Here is a 20,059-nt window from a genome sequence, read left to right on the forward strand (position 1 = left end):
GGCCGCCGTTGTCCTTCCCTGCCTCGCCGCCTACGTGACGCCGGTGGAGCCGTCCTGCTCCATCAGCCCGGTCCGCGGGTCGAGCTGCGGCTTCTGGTAGGCGAACTCCCCGCCGCTGCGGCCGCCGAAGGGGCGTCCGTGGTCGGCGAACTCCTCCCGGAAGTAAGCCAGGCACCACGGACCCATCTGCAGCCGGGCGCCGGTGCGGAGAATGGAGCTGTCCGCGGGGCCGAAGCTTCCGGTGACCACCCCGTGCCGGACCAGGACGTATTCGTCCCGCTCGTTGTGGACGATCTCGGCGTGGACGGGTTCGAGGCCGTCCAGCTGCAGGTCGGCGTCCGGCCCGCTGCCGATGCTCATCCGTTCCCCGGAGAGATTGAACTCGCGGGGCACCTGGCCGTCCCAGGTGGCCGAGTCCTGGACGAAGATCAGGCGCGGACGCCCGCTGCCCCTGGTGTGGTGCGTCGTGGTCACCTTGCGCACGATCCGCCGCTTGACCGTGGGCAGCAGCGGAAGCGGGGTTTCCGGCGGGAGCAGGGACATCCCGGCGTCCTTGGTCCGCCCGCCGCGCCGGGCCAGCGGGGCCACGGTCCGCACGTTCCCGAGCCGGATATGCGGAGACCGGGTCAGCAGCCGCTGGGCCCGGCCCGTCCGGACCGCCCCCAGGGATGCGATGAGCCCCTGCGGGCCTTCGATCACCACGGTGAGTCCCTGCTCGGCCAGGGTTTTGGCCAGCGGGCGTAGCTGCTGCAGGGACGGCATCCGCTGGCCCAGCGACGCATCGAGGCTGCTCAGCATCACCTTGACCTCGGCGCCGGCCGCCTGGACCGTGCCGGAGGTACCCCCACCGGAGGGTTCCGTCACGGAGAACTCCAGGTCGGCGTCGACCCTGAACCGGGGTCCCATGTCAGCGTCTGTTCTTGTCGGACCCCGCCGCATCGCGGTCACTGGTCGTCACGCGGAGGCTGCCGTTGAGCTTCCACGTGGCCCGTGGCGCATCCGGGCCGATGTCACGCGGCACCTCCACGGTCATGTCGACGAACTCGTAGTTGATCGCGGCGCCCTTACCCGTGAGGTAGGACCACATTTCCTCTGCAAGGTCCGCCCAGTCCCGGATCGACCGGTTCGCCGCTGAGTCCGCCCCGCCGGACTGTGGAATTGTCGCTTCAGACATCGTTTACTCCAGTCGTAGAGTGACGCTCCCGGCTGGAACCGGGCCGTTAGCCAACTCTAATCCGGGACCCGGCGGACGGGAATGGCTCCGCCAAGGTTCTCTCCGGAAGGACACCCGGAGATGGTCACGCAACACACACGATTCGTCCAGAAAACTCACAGAATCTGGGAGCAAGATGGGAATCATGAAAAAGAACGGTCCCGAAGCCAAGCTGCTCGTCGTCGATGATGAACCGAACATCCGCGAGCTGCTGTCCACCTCGCTGCGTTTCGCAGGCTTCGAGGTTGTCTCGGCCGGCACCGGGCGCGACGCCCTGGCAGCCGCCGACCAGCACTCCCCGACTTGGCCGTCCTGGACGTCATGCTCCCGGACATGGACGGGTTCACCGTCACCCGGCGCCTGCGCGCCGCCGGGAAGCACTTCCCCGTGCTGTTCCTGACCGCCAAGGACGACACCGAGGACAAGGTCACCGGGCTCACCGTCGGCGGCGACGACTATGTCACCAAACCGTTCAGCCTCGACGAGGTCGTGGCCCGGATCCGCGCGGTGCTGCGCCGGACCCAGCCGTTGCAGGACGACGACGCCGTCATCCGCGTCGATGACCTGGAGCTCGACGACGACGCCCACGAAGTGCGCCGCGGCGGCACGGTTATCGAGCTCTCCCCCACCGAGTTCAAGCTGCTCCGCTACCTGATGCTCAACCCCAACCGGGTGCTCTCCAAGGCCCAGATCCTTGACCACGTCTGGGAGTACGACTTCAACGGCGACGCCTCGATCGTGGAGTCCTACATCTCGTACCTGCGGCGCAAGGTGGACACCGACCCGGGTGCCGCCGCCCTGATCCAGACCAAACGCGGCGTCGGCTACGTGCTCCGGACGGCCGAGAAGCGCTGACCTTGTTGCGCCGGTGGAAGGCGGCCTCGCTGCGCTCGCAGCTGGTGGCCATCATGATGGCCCTGATGCTGGTGGCGTTGACCGCCACCGGCGCGGGAACGCTGGCCCTGCTGCACAGCTACCTGCAGGGACAGGTCGACGACCGGCTCAAGGTCGCCGTCGAAACGGCCCACCAGCAACAGTCCTTCGAGCAGCTGCAGGACCAGGGGCCCAACGTCCCCACCGACTATTCGCTGTTGCTTTTCACCCCCGGCCAGCCGTCCATCATCTTCGGCGGCAAGGGTCCCCGGCCGGCCATCGGCAGCATCAGCCCGGAGGACGCCCGCAGCCGTGCGGAGGTACCGTTCCAGGTCCGCGGCACCGACGGCCGGAACTGGCGGGTGGTGGCGGTCAACGTCCTCGACGCCAACCGGCGCAACGCCGTCGTCGTCATCGGCCTGCCGCTCTACCCGGTGGACTCCGTCATGGAGCACGCCACCCTGGTGGTTGTCGGCGTCGGACTGCTGACGCTGGTGCTTGCCTTCTTCATTGCCACCTGGACCGTCGGCCGGTCCTTCCGTCCTTTGTCCCGCGTGGAGAAGACCGCGGCCGCGATCGCCGCCGGGGACCTCTCCCGGCGCGTGGACGTCGAGAATCCGGACACCGAGGTGGGCCGGCTCAGCCGCTCCCTCAACGCCATGCTGGCCCACATCGAAACCGCGTTTGCCGCGCGGATGGCCTCCGAGGCCAAGATGCGCCGCTTCGCCGCCGACGCCTCCCACGAGCTGCGCACCCCTCTGGTGACCATCCGCGGGTTCTCCGAGCTGTACCGGCACGGCGCCCTGGCCACCCCCGAGGACGTGGCCACCGCGATGGGGCGGATCGAGAGCGAGGCCATTCGCATGGGCGCCATGGTGGAGGACCTCCTGCTCCTGGCCCGGATCGACGAGCAACGGCCGCTGCAGCAGAAGCCCATTGACCTGCTCCTGCTGGGCCATGACGCCATGGTGGATACCCAGGTTGCCGACCGCAGCCGGGTGGTCTCGCTGCGCGGGCTGGACGGTGGGTCCGCTTCCCCGGCGCCGGTGCTGGGCGACGAGGCCAAGCTGCGGCAGGTGATCAGCAACCTGGTGGGCAACGCCTTGCGCTACACGCCGGAGGGCAGCCCGATTGAACTGGCCGTGGGGGTGCGGACCGAGGCCGACGGCGGGCGCCGCTCGGTGATCGAGGTGCGTGACCACGGCCCCGGCGTCTCCGAGGAGGAGGCCGCCCGGATCTTCGAGCGGTTTTACCGCGCCGATACCTCCCGGACCCGGGAGACCGGCGGCAGCGGGCTGGGGCTGGCGATCGTCGCGGCCATCGTCGCGTCCCACTCCGGCAGCGTCCGGGTCCAGCCGACCGACGGCGGCGGCGCCACCCTGGTGGTCAGCCTGCCGTATCTGGACGAGGCGCCGTCGGAGGAGCCCGGGACGGCCGAGGATCTTCCGGCTACCGAGGACGGCGCCGACCGGGCCGTGCCGGCTGACGGGCCTGCCGACGAGGTTGCTGCAACCGGTGGTGCGGACCGCGCCGCGGGCGGCAGCCGGGGAACCGGGTTATCCACATAGCGACTTCGCGGCGTGGAAGCCGACGGTGGCGCCTTCGTAGGCTCGAGGAGTCCGGAAAGCCCGGACCCTCCACCGCAGGCAGCCGGGAGCCCGCCGCACGGCCCTCCCTGTGGCCGCCCCTACCGGTCCGGCGCCCGGCTGCCTGCCCCTCGAAAGGCCGCACCGTGAGCATTCTTTCCGTCGATACCGAGCTGTTGCAGCTCAAGTCCGCCACCGTCCAGGCCACGGTCGACCGGATCAGCGCCGACGTCCAGGCGATGAAACGCGGGCTGGAGGAGCTTCAATCCAGCTGGCGCGGCGCCGCCGCCACCAACTTCCAGGCGCTGGTCGTGGAGTGGTCCCTGACGCAGGGGAAGGTGGAGGCCTCCCTCGCCTCGATCAACCACGCCCTCAGCTCGGCGGCCGCGAACTACGACCAGACCGAGCTGAGCAACGCGCAGCGCTTCGGCTAGGGATCAGGCCTCGGCGGTGCCCTGGTGGAACCGCAGCCGCCACTGGTGTCCGTCCAGGACCCAAAGCGAGCTGCGCAGCACCGTTCCGGCGCGGGTCCGGCTTCGGTAGGTGAGCAGGACGGTGTCCGGGCCGATGCGCTCCGCCGCCAGCGTCTCCAGGGCCGTGTGCGGGCCGGGGTTTTCCTCCAGCGCCATCATGACCTCGTCGCGGGTCCAGAGCCGCCCTGAGCTGCCGATCTCGGTGAACTCGGGGTGCAGCAGCACCCCGGTCCGGCCCAGGTCAGCCCTGGTCTCCGGCTGCAGCAGTTCCCGCTCCAGGGCCTCCACGATCTGCTCCGGTTCCTGCGCCGTGGCTGCGGCCGCGGTCTGGTCCGCCAGCTCGCTGAACAGGTCGGGTTCGGTGTACCCGTCCGGGCCGCCGAAGAGGGTGGGCTCGTCGAAGGCCACTGGTGCAGGGGCGGCCGCGGCGGCCGTCGCCGTGGGCGGCGTGGTTGGGCGGCCGGAGCCGCCGGCCGGGGCCTGGGCGGTTGCCGGGGCGGTTGTCTGCGAGGGCGCTGCCTGCGGGGCCGCCGGGGTGCCGGGGCGGACGAAACCGGGGCCCTGCCGGACGGCGACACCCTGCTGGTAGGCCACTGCGGCGCCGCGGGCACGGTCGTCCGCGGCCTCGTTGAGTTCGTGGCCGGCGTGTCCGCGGACCCATTCGAACCTATATTTGCGGCCGACGAGGGCCCGGTCGATGTCCTTCAGCAGCTCCACATTGAGCACGGGTTTGCCATCGGATTTCTTCCAGCCCTTCCGCTTCCAGCCCGGCATCCACTTGGTCACCGAGTTGATCACATACTGGCTGTCGCAGAGGATGTGCAGCTCCTCGTCGGCGAGGTGGGCAGTGGAACGGAAGAGGTCCAGCACGGCCATCAGCTCGCCCTGGTTGTTGGTGCCGTGCGGCCAGCCGCCGGCATGCCAGCAGTTGTCATTCACGTACCAGGCCCATCCGGCCGGGCCGGGGTTTCCAAGGGCCGAACCGTCGGCCGCAGCTGTAATCGTCACTGCACTATCCTGCCAGACCTGCCCGCCTTCGCTGCTCCCTGATCCCCGGCGCGGGCGGCTCAAACGCCGGCGGCGGCCCCACCGCAAGGTGGGACCGCCGTCGTCGTTGTACCGGGGCCGGCAGCGGACTGCCGGCCGGGGTGGGCCGGGTGGCTAGAAGCCGCCCATACCGCCCATGCCGCCCATGTCGTCGCCGCCGCCCATGGCCGGAGCGTTCTTCTCCGGCTTGTCGGCCACGACGGCCTCGGTGGTGAGGAACAGGCCGGCGATGGAGGCCGCGTTCTGCAGGGCAGAGCGGGTGACCTTCACCGGGTCGTTGATGCCGGCAGCCAGCAGGTCGACGTATTCGCCGGTGGCGGCGTTCAGGCCGTGGCCGGCAGCGAGGCCGCGGACCTTGTCCACCACAACGCCCGGCTCGAGTCCGGCGTTGAAGGCGATCTGCTTCAGCGGAGCGTCGATGGCAACGCGGACGATGTTCGCACCGGTAGCCTCGTCACCCGAGAGCTGCAGGTTGGCGAACGCCTTGGCGCCAGCCTGGATCAGGGCCACGCCACCGCCGGCGACGATGCCCTCTTCGACGGCAGCCTTCGCGTTGCGGACGGCGTCCTCGATGCGGTGCTTACGTTCCTTGAGCTCAACCTCGGTTGCGGCACCGGCCTTGATGACTGCAACGCCGCCGGCCAGCTTGGCCAGGCGCTCCTGCAGCTTCTCGCGGTCGTAGTCGGAGTCGGAGTTCTCGATCTCGGCGCGGATCTGGGACACGCGGCCGGCGATCTGGTCGGCGTCGCCGGCACCTTCGACAATGGTGGTCTCGTCCTTGGTGACAACAACCTTGCGGGCCTTGCCGAGCAGCTCCAGGCCGGCGGTCTCAAGCTTGAGGCCGACTTCCTCGGAGATGACCTGGCCACCGGTGAGGATGGCGATGTCGGCCAGCTGGGCCTTGCGGCGGTCACCGAAGCCCGGAGCCTTGACGGCGACGGACTTGAAAGTGCCGCGGATCTTGTTGACGATCAGGGTGGCCAGTGCCTCGCCCTCGATGTCTTCGGCGATGATCAGCAGCGGCTTGTTGGACTGCATGACCTTCTCGAGGACAGCAACCAGTTCCTTGACGTTGGAGATCTTGGAGTTGACGATCAGGATGTACGGGTCTTCGAGGACCGTTTCCTGGCGCTCGGCGTCGGTGACGAAGTAGGCGGAGATGTAGCCCTTGTCGAAGCGCATGCCTTCGGTGAGCTCCAGCTCGAGGCCGAAGGTGTTGGACTCCTCGACCGTGATGACGCCTTCCTTGCCGACCTTGTCCAGGGCCTCGGCAATGAGGGCACCGATCTCGTTGTCGCCGGCGGAGATGGACGCGGTGGCGGCGATCTCTTCCTTGGTCTCGATTTCCTTGGCGGAGGCCAGGAGCTCGGCGGTGACGGCGTCGACAGCCTTCTCGATGCCGCGCTTGAGGGACAGCGGGTCAGCGCCGGCCGCGACGTTGCGCAGGCCTTCCTTGACCAGGGCCTGGGCCAGCACGGTGGCGGTGGTGGTACCGTCGCCGGCGACGTCATCCGTCTTCTTGGCAACTTCCTTGACCAGCTCGGCGCCGATCTTCTCGTACGGGTCGTCCAGCTCGATCTCCTTGGCGATGGAAACACCATCGTTGGTGATCGTGGGGGCGCCCCACTTCTTCTCGAGGACGACGTTGCGTCCACGCGGGCCGAGGGTGACCTTGACGGCGTCGGCGAGGATGTTCAGGCCCCGCTCAAGACCGCGGCGTGCCTCTTCATCAAATGCAATGATCTTGGCCATAACGGCAGTAGTCCTTTCGGGACAGTCGTTAAAGAATGAACCTTGGCGTCGGTGCCCGCGACGGACGATACCTGCCCGGCAGCCTCTGTATGCCGCCGGACCGGGATCTCACCCAGCCAGGTGTTTCCTTTGCTCCCGCGGCACCGATGCCGTGTCCGGACCGGGGCCCGGCGTTAGCAGTCGATGAGCGGGAGTGCTAACTCCATAATTAGCACTCCCCCGGGGAGAGTGCAAGAAGGCTTCGCGCTCCGGGGCCTGTCCCCGCGGGGCGCTTCGCCGAGGGCGATCAGGACCCGCCGCTGCGGGCCGTTTCGCTGCCGGTCATCTTCGCCGTGTTGTCCGGCCCGTAGGTGTAAACCATGTAGGCCGCGGCGGTCACGTCGCCGTTGCTATCGAAGTTCACGGGCCCGGACTGGCCCTCGTAATTGGGGCGCTTGCCGGCGTGGAGGGCGTCGAGACACTCCTTGTACGTGTGGCAGTCGGCGGCCTCTCCGCCAGCGGAGCCCTCCGCCCCCGCGGCGTTACCGCCGGAGACGGCGATGAGGCGGGAGGCGATGGAGGTGCCGGCGTCGTCCTGGGCCGCGGCGGCGGCGATCGCGGCGAGGTTGACGGCGTCGTAGGCCTCCGCGGCGAAGGTCATGTCCTTGAGCCCGGGGTCGATGCCGACCAGGCCTGCCTGGAACTGCGCGCTGGGGAACGTGCCGGGGAGGACTCCGCGGGCACCGTCCAGGGCGTGGGAGCCCAGGCCTTGGCCGTACTCGCCCACGGCGCCGTCGGAGAGCACCAGCTTCTTCCCCGCGAGTCCGGCGTTGTTGAGTTCGGCGATGGCGCCCTGCGCACCCTGCCGGGCGATGAGGACGACGGCGTCGGGCGCGGCGGCCTTGGCCGCGGTCGCGGCCTGTTGTGCCTGGCCGGCCGGGAATTCGGCGTCGATGGGCGTGCCGAAACCGGCGGACTTCGCCGCGGCGGCAACCGCCGCGGAGACCTCCTTGCCGTAGCTTCCGGCCTCGTGCAGGACGGCGACCGTCTTGGCGCCGCCGTCCTTGGCGAGCTTGACCAGGATGGAGGCCTGGGCGACGTCGGCGGCGGCGGTGCGGAAGTAGTAGCCGCCGCTCCGGTAGCTGCTGAGTCCCGGCGCGGCGTTCGCCGGGGAGATCATGGCGATTTTGGCTTTGGAGAGCACGTCGATCGCGGCGGCGGCGTGGCTGGAATCCGTGGGGCCGATGACGACGTCGGCCTTGGCCGCCACGAGGGTCTTGGCCTGGGCGGCGGTGTCGGAACTGATGGTTTCGGGGAGCAGTTCCACGGGCTTGCCCTTGTGGCCGCCGGCGGCGTTGATCTCCTTGATGGCGAGTTTGACCGCCGCCAACTGCGGGGCGTTGAGGAAGCTCTGGTCCCCGGTGTTGTCCAGCAGCACGCCGATCCGCAGGGTTCCGTCCCCGCTGGCCTCGGCGGCGTCCGTTCTGGCGTTGCCGGTGGCGCCGGAGCACCCGGTGAGGGCCAAGGCGGAGGCAAGCAGGGTGGAAAGGACGACGGCGGGGCGGCCGGTCGGCCGATGGCTGGCTACTCGTCGGCTGGCGGTTCGTCGGTCAGCGTTCGTCTGCGCCGCGGCGGTCAGCGCTGGGTCAGGACGGGCCACTAGGCGGGCCTGACGCTCTCGGCCTGCGGGCCCTTTTCGCCTTCGCCGACCTCAAGTTCAACGCGCTGCCCCTCGGCAAGCGCACGGTAGCCCTCGCCGGCGATGGCGGACCAGTGGACGAAGACGTCGATGCCCGAGCCGTCCACGGTGATGAAGCCGTAGCCCTTCTCCGCGTTGAACCACTTGACGGTGCCCAGAGCCATCGTTTCCACACTTTCAGCTAGCTTGGCCGCGGTGCACCTCGCTGTGCGCCGCGGAGCGGTCATGAACTCCGGCCACTGTACCCGCCGGCCCCGGGCGCGCCGGTCCGCGCGTCACGGGGTCGGCCGGAACGTTATGCAGGCGTAACCGGTCCGGACGGGGACCGGGTCAGCGGTAGCCGGGGCCCAGGACGACGACCAGGGGCATCTTGAAATCGGCCGAATCGACCAGGGTGGCGATCCCCAGCAGGGCGGCGAGTTCCTCGGCGTTGGCCTTCTGGGCGGCGCCGTTGTAGTAGACCACGGAGGTCTGCTGCCGCGGACCGGTCCAGTTGCCGAGCGGGCCCAGGACCCAGCCGTCGGAGGTGACCATGCTGCCGACGCGGCCGGCAAGGCCCGCCGTCGTCGTGCCGTTGTAGACCGCCACCGGCTGCGTCTTGTCGACGGCGGCCGCGGTGGCCGTCGGGGCGGGGGTGGTGCCGGAGGAAGCGGCAGCCACCGTGCTGCCCGGGTCGCTGGTGGGGGACGTCGTCGGCTGCACGGTCGGGGCCGCGGTGGGCTGCGCGGTGGCGGACGCGGCGGCCGTGGCGCTGCTCTTATCCGCGGCCATCGCCGTTCCGCCGGCGGGACCGAACCCCAGCCGGGGCAGCAGCAGGAAGGCCACCAGGCCGACGGCCAGGGCGAACGCTCCTACGGAAAGGATGGGTGCCAGCCCGCGGGACTTGGCGGCCGCGACGGTGCGGTGAACCCCTTGGCGCGTGGAGGTCTCCGGGACCCGGTCGAATTCATCCCGTGGGTATCTGGTCATGGTGAAGCGCTGTCCTTGCTGATTTCTAGTGGTCCGCGGCCGGAACCGGTGCAGATTCCGGGACTCCGGCGCCGCGTTCTTCCCGGGGCGTACCCGGCGGGTTCAGGCGTCCGAACCCAGGCGCCGGGCCGTGCGGGCACGTTGTCGTGACGTACGTAGTCTACGCAATCGCTTCACCAGCATCGGGTCATGGGCCAGGGCGGCCTCGGTGTCGATGAGGGCGTTGAGGATCTGGTAATAGTGCGTGGCGGACAGGTCGAAGAGCTCACGGACGGCCTGTTCCTTGGCCCCGGCGTACTTCCACCACTGCCGTTCAAGCGCCAGCATTTCCTTGTCGCGGCTGCTCAGCCCGGACTCGGCCGGTCCGGCTTCCCCGTGGCCTGCGTCGACCGGAACGTCGTCCGCCGTCGCGTTGTCCGGCACTGCTTCGGCCACGGCTCACTCCCTGCTCGCTGTTGTGGATTCCTCCCCATGCTACGGGCGAATAACAGCCCTGTCATTCGCCCGGCGCCGTGCCGTGCCGGAGGTCTGCTCGGATCGCCTGCCCTGAACGCCGCCGCTCGCGCCTGCCAGAATGAGGGAGTGAGCGATACCCCGCAGACCGAAGCCCTGTTTCCCCTGGATGCCGTTCCCGGCGCAATCGGCGGGGCGCCGCAGGGCCCCGCCGACGGCGACGGCGGTTTTGCCGCGCTGGTCCGGCGGCCGCTGGGCGAGCTGGTGGCCCGGGATTGGGTGGCCGCCCTGGAACCGGTGGAACCTCAACTGCGCCGGGCTCTGGAGTTCGTCGCCGCCGAGGCCGCGGCCGGCCGCCAGGTCCTGCCGGCTCCGGACAGGCTGCTCCGGGCTTTCCAGCAGCCGCTCACCGACGTCAGGGTGCTGATCGTGGGCCAGGACCCCTACCCCACCCCCGGCCACCCGATCGGACTGTCCTTCGCCGTCGAGGGCCACACCCGTCCCCTCCCTCGCAGCCTGGCCAACATCTACAAGGAACTCGACGCCGATCTGGGCCTGCCGCCGCGTATCCACGGCGACTTGAGCCGCTGGACGGGGCAGGGCGTGCTGCTGCTGAACCGGGCGCTCAGCGTGCGGGCCGGTGCCGCCGGATCGCACCGGAACAAGGGCTGGGAAGAGGTCACGGCCGCCGCCATCCGCGCCGTCGTTGACCGCACGGACCCCCAGGGCGGGCCGGTCCCGCTGGTCGCCATCCTGTGGGGCAAGGATGCGGAGTCCGTCCGGCCGCTGCTGGGCGGGACCGCCGTCGTCAGCAGCCCGCATCCGAGCCCGCTCTCGGCCGCACGGGGCTTCTTCGGATCCCGGCCGTTCAGCCGGGCCAACGAGCTGCTGGCCGCCCAGGGCGCGGCGCCGGTCGACTGGGAACTGCCGCCGCTGCCTTAAGCCTCCCTGGACCCCGGCGCGGCCCCTCCGTCCCGTCTGTGAAGGGGCGGCAGTCCCGGCGCCTGGGCGGACAAGAAGGAGGCACGGTTGGCTAGGCTTAGCCGCATGACTTCTGTACCCGCCGCCACCTCCGCCAACCGGAACTCCCGGCCCCAGACCACCCTGACGGTGCTGCGGCGCGAACAGCTCTCCCCGCACATGGTGCGGATCATCGCCGGCGGCCCCGGCTTCGCGGACTACCGCAACAACGCGTACGTGGACCGCTACGTCAAGATCGCCTTCCCGCAGCCCGGCGTGGACTACCCCCAGCCCCTGGACCTGTGGGCGATCCGTGAGACCCATCCCCGGGAGCAGTGGCCCTACACCCGCACCTACACGGTCCGCTGGGTGGACGAGGCGGCCGAGGAGCTGGCCATCGACTTCGTGATCCATGGGGATGAGGGACTCGCCGGGCCCTGGGCCGCATCGGCGCGGGAGGGGGACGCCCTGATCTTCACCGGCCCCGGCGGCGGCTACAACCCGGATCCGGAGGCGGACTGGCACCTCTTCGCAGGGGACGAATCGGCCCTGCCCGCCATCGGCGCGGCCCTGGAGGCCCTCCCCCGCGACGCCCGCGGCCTGGCCTTTCTGGAGGTCGGCTCCGAGGCGGACGTCCTGCCCCTGGCCGCCCCCGCCGGTGTCGAACTGCGCTGGCTCTTCCGCGGGAACGACGCTGGCGCCGACGACGAGCGCCGCCTGGCCGGCGCCGTCGGGTCCGCCGACTGGCCGGAGGGACGCGTCTCGGTCTTCGCGCACGGTGAGCGCGGCGCCATGAAGGCCCTGCGTGAGGTGTTCTTCACCCAGCGGGGGCTGGAACGCGGGCGGGTCTCTCTCTCCGGCTACTGGGCGCGCGGCCGGGTGGAGGACGACTTCCAGGCCGAGAAGAAACTCCCCATCGGCAAGATCTGATCGACCCGGCATCCCGCCAACGGCGCCGGGCGGTGCCGGGCTAGCGGCGCCGGGCCCGGCGCCGCTCGTTGCTGGCCAGGCTGCGGGTCAGCGGCCTGGCGAGGGTATCGCCGAGGACGATGCCCGCGGCCACGCCCAGCACGATGGCCCCGGCGTTGAGCATCCCGCCGGCGCCCATGAGGATTTCCTGCTCCTCGATGGTCAAAACATACATGGAACGGAATATGGTCAGGCCGGGCAGCAGGATCAGCGCCGCGGGCACGGCCACCACCAGCTGCGGGGCGCCCATCCGGAGCGCTACCACCCGGGCCAGCAGGCCGATGACGACGGCGGCGAGGGCCGGGGCGAAGCGCGGCCCGATGCCCAGTGCGGTGCCTCCGATCAGGACGAGGTGGCCGACGACGCCGACCGCCGCCGTCGGCAGCAGCAGCTTTAGTGAGGTCTGCTCCGTCACGCCGATCGCGACGACGGCGATCGCCACCAGCGGCACCAGCACCCAGAGCGGATACCTCGGCGGGAATGTTTCGGTCACGTCGATGGACTGCATGCCCGTCATTGCCCCCACCACGAACCCGACGGCGATCCCAGAGACCAAGGCCCCGAAGGTCAGCATGGTGGAGAGGAAACGGCCGGCGGCGGTGACCGGGAAGCCGTTGATGGCATCCTGCACCGAGGAGACGAGGCGTCCCGTGGGCAGCAGCAGCAGGATGCCGCCCACCACCACGATCGCCGGGGCGATAGTGATCCCCACCGGGCTCCCGAACCGCCAGAGCAGCAGGGCGATGATGGTCACCACGAAGGAGCACGAGGCGGTGATGAAGAAGTCCGGGGTGCGCCAGCGGCCCAGCTGCCGGGCCAGAAGGCTGACCAGAAGGTTGGACAGGAACGCGATCCCGGAGGCCGCGATGCCGCCGCCGAGCACCGCCACGAAGACAGCCGAGAAGACGCCGAAGGCCACGGTGACCATCCAGCGCGGGAACGGCTTGGCGCTGTGGGTGATCTCCTCAAGCCGGCGAACTGCTTCCTCCCGGCCCACCCCGCCGGCCACGATGTCGGTCACCAGCTGGTGGACTTCGGCGAGGCCGGCGTAGTTGTTGGTCCAGGACCGGACCACGCGCAGCAGCGTAATGGGCGTCTGGTCTTTCGGGGCATAGTTGATCGCCACCGACTGGTTGGTGATGTCCACCTCGATGTTCTTCAACCCCAGAGCCGCGGTGATCGCAATAATGCTGGTCTCCACCTCCAGGGCGCCGGCGCCGTACCGGAACATCGATTCCGCGAGCTTGAGCGCGAAATCGATGGTTTTCCGGGCGGACGCGTCCACGCCGCCGACCTGGATCATCGGGTTCGCGTAGGGGCTGCCGGCGAGCCGGTCCACGATGCTCAGCGGCGCCGTCGGCGGGTTCTCCCCCTGGACAAGGCGGCGGAGCATGCGCCGGGCGGCGGCGTTCTGCCGCACCTGCATGGCCGACATCGGTTCGGTGCGGGGCAGGCCGTCCGTCTGCGGTCCGCGGCGGCCCTCGGGGGTCTTGTTCATCCCGGCCATCTCACTTCACCTTGCTGGGCGGTCTAGTAGAACTGCTGGCCGGTGCGGCGGGTGTAGAGCTGGCGGGCGACCCGCTCCCCCGCTGCCGTCCAGGCCTTGTACTTCAACGGGCTGAGGACCTGGTCGTAGCAGCCGACGAAGTCCGTGACGGTCTTGCTGAAGCTGGTCTTGAACAGGCCCAGGCCGTGGAAGGGGTTGGACGTGTCCTTGAGCTTGTCGCTCGGCGGGGTGCCGCAGAAGTCGTACTCGGTGCAGCCGAGCTCCTTCAGCTGGTTGATGGCGGTCCACTGGACCAGGTGGGAGTCGCCGTACTGGCCGCGCTGCTGCAGGGAGCCGCCGTCCTTGTACGTTCCCTTGCGGCCGTAGTTGATGACGAAGGCGCCCACGGACGGGACACCGTTTTCGTAGACGAACATCATCCGGCCCTGGCCGCGCTTGAGGAAGTTGGTCCAGAAGCGCTGGTAGTACCCGAAGTCCCGGACGCGGACCTGGGACTTGGCCTCGACGGTGGTGCTCATCAGGCCGTACATGGCCCGGAAGTTCTCCTCTGTGGGCTCGACAGTGTGCACTTCCACGCCCTCGCGGATGGCGCGGCGGACGGCGTTCCGGCCGCGGGAGTGCAGGTTGCGCAGCAGCTGGTTCTCCTCCGGGGAGATGTCCAGCAGTGCGGTGGAATCGTTGGGCTGCAGGTTGTGGGTCTTAACCAGGCCCGCGCCCTCGATGACGCGCCGGGCGTCGTCGGTGAGGACGACGTCGGGCTCGATCTTGATCGCGAAGACGCCCAGCCGGGCGCGCTTGACGAAGTCGGCGTTGGCCTTGGCGATGCCCGGAATGTCCTCGACGGAGGCGACGTCGGGTCCCTTGATCATGTACCAGAGCTTGCCCAGCACGGGGAAGCTCTTCTCCAGGACCAGGTTGTAGCTGGTGTAGTCGGCCGTCTCGTACACCAGGTGCAGGGGCTTCCAGCCGTAGTGCTGCTTGACCTCGGCGAAGGCCTCCGACTGCAGCAGGTTCCCGCCGTTGGGGTTCGCGGTGACGCGGGCGTCCCAGGTGGCAACCTCTTCGGCGGAGGCAAAGCGGGCGGTGAATTCTCGCAAGGGTGCGGTATCCAATCTTTGCGGGACGAGCTTCGGCGGCATGGCTGGCATGCACCACCAAGTCTATCGGCGTCACGGGTGGCCGGGACGCCGCCCCTGTGGCCGCCAGCGGCTCCCGAGCTAGGCTGAAGGCATGCAACCGCAGCCTGACCCGCAGCCTGAACTAAACGCCTCCCGCCAGGCCGGGCCGGGCGCGTCGGCGCACCGGGGAGCCGGCGCCCAGGTACTGGGCCTGCTTGTGCTGCTCGCAGCCTCCGCGCTGGTTGCCGGACTCAGCGGCCTGGCCTCCGCCAGCAACGTCGACGGCTGGTATGCTTCCGCGGACAAGGCCCCGTGGTCGCCACCGAACTGGGTTTTCGGACCGGTCTGGACGCTGCTCTACACCGTGATGGCGGTGGCGGCGTGGCTGGTGTGGCGCACCCGCGCCGAGGGGACCCGCCGGGCGCTGACCCTCTACGCCGTCCAGCTGGTGCTGAACCTGCTGTGGACACCGGCGTTCTTTGCCCTCTACCCGGCCCTGGGTACGCCGGCGCTGTGGATTGCCCTGGTCATCATCGTGGCGCTGGCCGTGGTCCTGGCGGCAACGCTGGTCCGCTTCCGCCGGATCAGCCGCCCGGCCGGCTTGCTGCTGATCCCCTACCTGGCGTGGGTGGTCTTCGCCTCGACGCTGAACCTGTGGGCGGCCTTCACCAACTGAGTGGTCGCCTCAGCACTCCACGACGTTGACGGCAAGGCCGCCCATGGCGGTCTCCTTGTACTTGGAGCTCATGTCCTTGCCGGTCTCGCGCATGGTCACGATCACCTCGTCGAGGGAGACCCGGTGCGACCCGTCGCCCCAAAGCGCCATCTTGGCGGCGTTGATGGCCTTCGCCGCCGCGATGGCGTTGCGTTCGATGCACGGGATCTGCACCAGTCCGCCGATCGGGTCGCAGGTCAGGCCGAGGTTGTGTTCCATCGCGATTTCGGCGGCGTTCTCCACCTGCTGCGGGGTGCCGCCCATGACCTCGGCGAGGCCGGCGGCGGCCATCGACGACGCCGAGCCCACCTCGCCCTGGCAGCCGACCTCTGCGCCGGAGATGGAGGCTTGTTCCTTGTAGAGGACACCGATGGCACCCGCGGCGAGCAGGAACTTCACCACGGTCTCCTCCCGGTCCTGCTGGGTGGCCTTGTCCATGCCGGGGGCGAAGTGCAGCGCGTAGTAGAGCACGGCGGGGATGATCCCGGCCGCGCCGTTGGTGGGTGCGGTGACGACGCGGCCGCCGGAGGCGTTCTCCTCGTTGACGGCCAGGGCGATCAGGTTCACCCATTCCTGCCAGTACTTCGGATCCCGGAAGTCCGGGTCCTCCTCGCAGCTTTCCTTCATCAGCCGCTCGTGCCAGTCCGGGGCACGGCGCCGGACGTTCAAGCCGCCCGGCAACAGGCCCTTGCGCTTGAGGCTGACGGCCACGCATTCCTCCATCACGGAGTAGATGTGCAGCAGACCGGCGCGGATGTCCTCGGCGGTGCGGATATCCTCCTCGTTGACCAGCATGACGTCGCTGATCCGCAGGGAGGTGTTCCGGCAGTGTTCGAGCAGTTCGGCGGCGGTGCGGAACGGCAGGGGCAGTTCCTTTTTGGATTCGTCGAGTTCCTGCTGCGCCGCTTCCTCCTCGCCCTCGCGGACGATGAAGCCGCCGCCGACGGAGAAGAACGTCGCCTGGTGCAGGATGCCGCCGTCGGCGTTGGAGACGGTGAACGTCATCCCGTTGGTGTGCCGGGGCAGCACCGTGAGGGGGCGGAGCACCATGTCCTTGACCCCGTAGGGAAGTTCGACGGCGCCGGCCAGCTGCAGCGTCCCGGTCCCGGCGATCGCGGCGAGCCGCTCCTCGACCTCGTCGGGGAGGATCTTCTCCGGGTGGTACCCCTCGAGGCCCAGCAGGATGGCGGTCATGGTGCCATGCCCGTGTCCGGTCGCGGCGAGCGAGCCGTACAGGTCCACCCGCAGCGACGCCACCCGCTCAAGGTCGCCCGACGCCTTCAACTCCTCGGCAAATAACGCAGCGGCCCGCATCGGCCCCACGGTGTGCGAACTCGAGGGCCCGATCCCAATCGAGAACAGATCAAAGACGCCTACAGCCATTACTAAATCCTAACTAAACACTGCATAAGTGAGCTTCGCCGTCGGGCCGGCTTGGGTGGGAGGGCACCGGACATCCTCTGCATGCTGCTCCTTCGTCGCTTTGACGCATGCTGCCGGATGCCCGGCACCCTCCCTTTGGCCCGTCACCTTGGCGCCGTGGTCCCGGACGCCAATTGAGTAATGCCAACAACGGCATGCGACCCCCGGAGGGGGCGGCGGAGCCGGGCTTTTCGAAAGCGTGCGTCTAAGCGAGGTACGAGCGAGCACGCGTGAAAAGTCCGGTCCGCCGGCCCCGGAGCCAACCACGGTGGCGGGCACGTGAGCCAACCACGGCGGCGCCCCCGGAGCCAGCCACGGCAGCGGGCACCGGAGCCAACCACGAAGACGGCGGGCACGGAGAACGAGGGGCGAATCAGCCCAGGTTCGTCACCGACGGGTAGAGCGGGTGGGCGGCGGCGAGGGCCTGGACCCGGTCGCGGAGCCCGGAGAGGTCGGCGTCGGCGTCGGCAATGAGGGCCTCGGCGATAATGTCCGCCACCTCGGTGAACGCCGCCTCGCCGAAGCCGCGGGTGGCCAGGGCCGGGGTGCCGATCCGCAGGCCGGAGGTGACCATCGGCGGGCGCGGGTCGAACGGGACGGCGTTTCGGTTGACGGTGATGTCGATCGCGGCGAGCCGGTCCTCGGCTTCCTGGCCGTTGAGTTCGCAGTCGCGCAGGTCCACCAGGACAAGGTGCACGTCGGTGCCGCCGGAGACCACGGAGATGCCCTTGGCGGCGACGTCGTCGCGGGTGAGACGGTCGGCGAGGATCCGGGCGCCGGCCAGGACGCGCTCTTGGCGCTCCTTGAACTCGGCGGACGCGGCGACCTTGAAGGCGACGGCCTTGCCGGCGATGACGTGCTCCAGCGGCCCGCCCTGCTGGCCCGGGAACACGGCCGAGTTGATCTTCTTGGCGATGTCGGCGTCGTTGGAGAGGATGATGCCGCCGCGCGGACCGGCGAGGGTCTTGTGCGTCGTCGACGTCGTCACGTGCGCGTGCGGCACCGGGGACGGGTGCATTCCGGCGGCGACCAGGCCGGCGAAGTGCGCCATGTCCACCATCAGGTAGGCGCCGACGGCGTCGGCGATCCGGCGGAACTCGGCGAAGTCGAGCTGGCGGGCGTAGGCGGACCAGCCGGCAACGATCAGCTGCGGCTTGTGCTCGTGCGCCAGGCGCTCGACCTCGGCCATGTCGATCCGGTGGTCGTCCTCGCGCACCTGGTACGGGATGACGTTGTAGAGCCGGCCGGAGAAGTTGATCTTCATGCCGTGGGTCAGGTGGCCGCCGTGGGCCAGGTTCAGTCCCATGATGGTGTCGCCCGGACGGATCAGGGCGTGCATGACGGAGGCGTTGGCCTGGGCGCCGGAGTGCGGCTGGACGTTCGCGTATTCGGCGCCGAACAGGGCCTTCACCCGGTCGATGGCGAGCTGTTCGATGACGTCAACGTGCTCGCAGCCGCCGTAGTAGCGCTTGCCCGGGTAGCCCTCGGCGTACTTGTTCGTCAGGACGGAGCCCTGCGCCTGCATGACCGCGCGGGCGGTGTGGTTCTCGGAGGCGATCATCTCCAGCCCGTCGCGCTGGCGGGCGAGTTCGGCGTCGATCTTCGCCGCGATCTCCGGGTCCAGCTCCGACAGGTCCGCGTCCAGGGACGGGGAGACGACCTGTTCGAACACTGCGGTGTGCGTGCCGGCGGCCGCGCTCACAGTTCGCCGCCGTTCTTGGAGGCGTAGTCCTGGGCGGAGAGGAGCGGGCCGTCTGAGACGGCGGCGACCTTGAAGAGCCAGCCGGCGCCGTACGGGTCGCTGTTGATCAGGGCCGGATCGTCGACGACGGCGGAGTTGGTCTCGGTGACCTCGCCGGTGACGGGGGCGTACAGGTCGGACACGGACTTGGTCGACTCGACCTCGCCGCAGGTCTCCCCCGCGGTGACCGTGGAGCCGACCTCGGGGAGGTCGACGTAGACGATGTCGCCGAGGGCGTCGGTGGCGACGGCGGAGATGCCGATGGAGACGACGTCGGTGCCGTCCTCCCGGGAAACCCACTCGTGCTCGTCGGAGTACTGCAGTTCAGGAGCTACTTTTGCCATGAAAAATTCCTAAGTTTGGAGGGTAAAAAGCCTAGCGCGTGGGGCGCACCCCGAAGGGCGCGCCCCACGGAGTGTTACTTCTGGCGCTTGTAGAACGGCAGGGCGACGACCTCGAACGGTTCGGGCTTGCCGCGCAGGTCGATGTCCAGGGTGGTGCCGGGTTCGGTGTAGGCGACGTCGACGTAGGCCATGGCCACGGGGTAGCCCAGGGTGGGTGAGGGCTGGCCGGAGGTGACTTCGCCGACGACGGCGCCGTCCTTGAGGACCGGGTAGTGGCTGCGTCCGGCGCGGCGGCCGAGGCCCTTGAGCCCGACGAGGCGGCGGCCGGTGGTAGTGCCGGCGCCCGCGTCCTTCTTGGCGGCCAGCGCGGCCTTGCCGACGAAGTCACCCTCCTTGGAGAGCGCGACGACGGGGCCGAGGCCCGCGGCGAACGGATCGCCTTGGAGCGAGAGTTCGTTGCCGTAGAGGGGCATGCCGGCCTCGAGCCGCAGGGAGTCGCGGGAGGCGAGCCCGGCCGGGGTCAGTTCCCCCTCCTCGGCGATGGCGATCAACGCCTGCCAGAGGGCGGCGGCGTCGTCGTTGTCCACGAAGATCTCGAAGCCGTCCTCGCCGGTGTAACCGGTACGGGCGAGCAGCAGGTCCTTGCCGGCGCCGGCGACCATGAAGGGAACTTCGACGGCGGCGTAGTACTTCAGGCCGGTGACGAGGTCGTGCTGGGCGGCGGGAACCAGGCGCATCAGGATGGCCTCGGCCTTGGGGCCCTGGACCGCGACCAGCGAGATCTCGGCGGATGCATCCCGGACCGTGACGTCGAAGCCGCCTTCCTGGGCAGAAGCCGCCCGCTCGGCCAGGGCCGCGGCGACGACCTTGGCGTTGCCGGCGTTGGGCACCACGAGGAAGGCGTCGGTACCGTCGGCCCCCGCCGGGCGGCGGTAGGTGATCAGGTCGTCGATGATGCCGCCGTCCTCGTTGCAGATCAGCGAGTACTTGGCCTTGCCGACGGCCATGGCGGAGATCTTGCCCACCAGGGCGTAGTCGAGGAAGGCCGCGGCGTCGGGGCCGGTGACCCAGACCTCGCCCATGTGGGAGAGGTCGAACAGGCCCGCGGAGGCGCGGACGGCGTGGTGTTCGGCGAGTTCGGAGCCGTACTTCAGGGGCATCTGCCAGCCGCCGAAGTCGGTGAAGGAGGCGCCGAGCTTCTTGTGCTCTTCGTACAGGGCGGTGTAGTTCTCAGTCATC

19 protein-coding genes and 1 pseudogene are annotated in these 20,059 nt (G+C 69.5%); 6 read left to right on the forward strand and 14 right to left on the reverse strand.

Translation table 11 applies throughout. From position 1 onward, the window contains the following. Positions 1-30: 30 nt before the first annotated feature. Positions 31-906 (reverse strand): FHA domain-containing protein, encoded by an 876-nt coding sequence (locus tag ACRQ5B_RS02785; protein ID WP_432396733.1) that lies wholly within the window; start codon positions 904-906, stop codon positions 31-33. A gap of 1 nt (position 907) precedes the next feature. Further along, on the reverse strand, positions 908-1,174 hold the full coding sequence (locus tag ACRQ5B_RS02790) for a hypothetical protein (RefSeq protein WP_290258710.1): 267 nt from the start codon (positions 1,172-1,174) through the stop codon (positions 908-910). Between the two features lie 184 nt (positions 1,175-1,358). On the opposite strand from ACRQ5B_RS02790, the pseudogene ACRQ5B_RS02795 reads away from it, so the two are divergent. The 3 genes and pseudogenes from ACRQ5B_RS02795 (at position 1,359) to ACRQ5B_RS02805 (ending at position 4,106) form a co-directional block, all read left to right on the forward strand. Next, positions 1,359-2,068 (forward strand): annotated as a pseudogene (locus ACRQ5B_RS02795) (response regulator transcription factor). 2 nt (positions 2,069-2,070) lie between these two features. Next, positions 2,071-3,654, forward strand: a complete 1,584-nt coding sequence (locus ACRQ5B_RS02800) for an ATP-binding protein (protein ID WP_432396736.1) — start codon at positions 2,071-2,073, stop codon at positions 3,652-3,654. 164 nt (positions 3,655-3,818) lie between these two features. Next, complete coding sequence (locus ACRQ5B_RS02805) at positions 3,819-4,106, forward strand: WXG100 family type VII secretion target (protein ID WP_290258714.1); 288 nt, start codon at positions 3,819-3,821, stop codon at positions 4,104-4,106. Positions 4,107-4,109: 3 nt separating this feature from the next. On the opposite strand, the gene ACRQ5B_RS02810 is transcribed toward ACRQ5B_RS02805, so the two are convergent. The 6 genes from ACRQ5B_RS02810 to ACRQ5B_RS02835 form a co-directional block, all read right to left on the reverse strand. Beyond that, on the reverse strand, positions 4,110-5,153 hold the full coding sequence (locus tag ACRQ5B_RS02810) for an RNase H family protein (protein ID WP_432396740.1): 1,044 nt from the start codon (positions 5,151-5,153) through the stop codon (positions 4,110-4,112). Positions 5,154-5,306: 153 nt separating this feature from the next. After that, positions 5,307-6,944 carry a chaperonin GroEL gene (gene groL / locus ACRQ5B_RS02815; RefSeq protein WP_290258716.1) on the reverse strand — a complete coding sequence of 546 codons (1,638 nt, stop codon included), beginning with the start codon at positions 6,942-6,944 and terminating at the stop codon, positions 5,307-5,309. A 286-nt stretch (positions 6,945-7,230) separates the two neighbouring features. Beyond that, the gene (locus ACRQ5B_RS02820) at positions 7,231-8,463 is read right to left on the reverse strand and encodes an ABC transporter substrate-binding protein (RefSeq protein WP_432398670.1); all 1,233 of its coding nucleotides are present in this window, start codon (positions 8,461-8,463) and stop codon (positions 7,231-7,233) included. Positions 8,464-8,582: 119 nt separating this feature from the next. Then, on the reverse strand, positions 8,583-8,786 hold the full coding sequence (locus tag ACRQ5B_RS02825) for a cold-shock protein (protein WP_290258717.1): 204 nt from the start codon (positions 8,784-8,786) through the stop codon (positions 8,583-8,585). 166 nt (positions 8,787-8,952) lie between these two features. Next, positions 8,953-9,591, reverse strand: a complete 639-nt coding sequence (locus ACRQ5B_RS02830) for a LytR C-terminal domain-containing protein (RefSeq protein ID WP_432396744.1) — start codon at positions 9,589-9,591, stop codon at positions 8,953-8,955. 102 nt (positions 9,592-9,693) lie between these two features. Further along, entirely contained in the window at positions 9,694-9,939 is a 246-nt protein-coding gene (locus ACRQ5B_RS02835) for a DUF3263 domain-containing protein (protein WP_290258800.1), read from the reverse strand. Positions 9,940-10,209: 270 nt separating this feature from the next. Here ACRQ5B_RS02835 and ACRQ5B_RS02840 point away from each other — a divergent pair, with 270 nt between their 5' ends. Continuing rightward, complete coding sequence (locus tag ACRQ5B_RS02840; protein ID WP_432398672.1) at positions 10,210-10,986, forward strand: uracil-DNA glycosylase; 777 nt, start codon at positions 10,210-10,212, stop codon at positions 10,984-10,986. A gap of 105 nt (positions 10,987-11,091) precedes the next feature. Continuing rightward, positions 11,092-11,934, forward strand: a complete 843-nt coding sequence (locus ACRQ5B_RS02845; protein ID WP_432396747.1) for a siderophore-interacting protein — start codon at positions 11,092-11,094, stop codon at positions 11,932-11,934. 40 nt (positions 11,935-11,974) lie between these two features. Here ACRQ5B_RS02845 and ACRQ5B_RS02850 read toward each other — a convergent pair whose 3' ends face one another. Then, entirely contained in the window at positions 11,975-13,471 is a 1,497-nt protein-coding gene (locus ACRQ5B_RS02850; RefSeq protein ID WP_432396750.1) for a threonine/serine ThrE exporter family protein, read from the reverse strand. A 32-nt stretch (positions 13,472-13,503) separates the two neighbouring features. After that, on the reverse strand, positions 13,504-14,577 hold the full coding sequence (locus ACRQ5B_RS02855; RefSeq protein WP_432396754.1) for a lipid II:glycine glycyltransferase FemX: 1,074 nt from the start codon (positions 14,575-14,577) through the stop codon (positions 13,504-13,506). A 133-nt stretch (positions 14,578-14,710) separates the two neighbouring features. On the opposite strand from ACRQ5B_RS02855, the gene ACRQ5B_RS02860 reads away from it, so the two are divergent. Then, positions 14,711-15,274, forward strand: a complete 564-nt coding sequence (locus tag ACRQ5B_RS02860) for a TspO/MBR family protein (RefSeq protein ID WP_432396757.1) — start codon at positions 14,711-14,713, stop codon at positions 15,272-15,274. A gap of 9 nt (positions 15,275-15,283) precedes the next feature. Here the strand turns inward: ACRQ5B_RS02860 and ACRQ5B_RS02865 are convergent, their stop codons facing one another. The 4 genes from ACRQ5B_RS02865 to gcvT all read right to left on the reverse strand — a co-directional run bounded on the left by ACRQ5B_RS02865 (position 15,284) and on the right by gcvT (position 20,058). Further along, positions 15,284-16,696, reverse strand: coding sequence for an L-serine ammonia-lyase (locus tag ACRQ5B_RS02865; RefSeq protein ID WP_432396760.1), 1,413 nt, complete (start codon positions 16,694-16,696; stop codon positions 15,284-15,286). Positions 16,697-17,108: 412 nt separating this feature from the next. Next, positions 17,109-18,437 carry a serine hydroxymethyltransferase gene (glyA, locus tag ACRQ5B_RS02870; protein WP_432396763.1) on the reverse strand — a complete coding sequence of 443 codons (1,329 nt, stop codon included), beginning with the start codon at positions 18,435-18,437 and terminating at the stop codon, positions 17,109-17,111. After that, positions 18,434-18,820, reverse strand: a complete 387-nt coding sequence (gene gcvH / locus ACRQ5B_RS02875; RefSeq protein WP_400159948.1) for a glycine cleavage system protein GcvH — start codon at positions 18,818-18,820, stop codon at positions 18,434-18,436. The genes glyA and gcvH overlap by 4 nt, the downstream gene beginning before the upstream one ends. A 74-nt stretch (positions 18,821-18,894) precedes the next feature. Further along, positions 18,895-20,058: a glycine cleavage system aminomethyltransferase GcvT gene (gene gcvT, locus ACRQ5B_RS02880; RefSeq protein ID WP_432396767.1), complete on the reverse strand. Its 1,164-nt coding sequence runs from the start codon at positions 20,056-20,058 to the stop codon at positions 18,895-18,897. Position 20,059 lies beyond the last annotated feature (1 nt).

The sequence above is a fragment of the Pseudarthrobacter sp. L19 genome (assembly GCF_050859435.1).
In the GTDB taxonomy this organism is placed as follows: Bacteria; Actinomycetota; Actinomycetes; order Actinomycetales; family Micrococcaceae; genus Arthrobacter.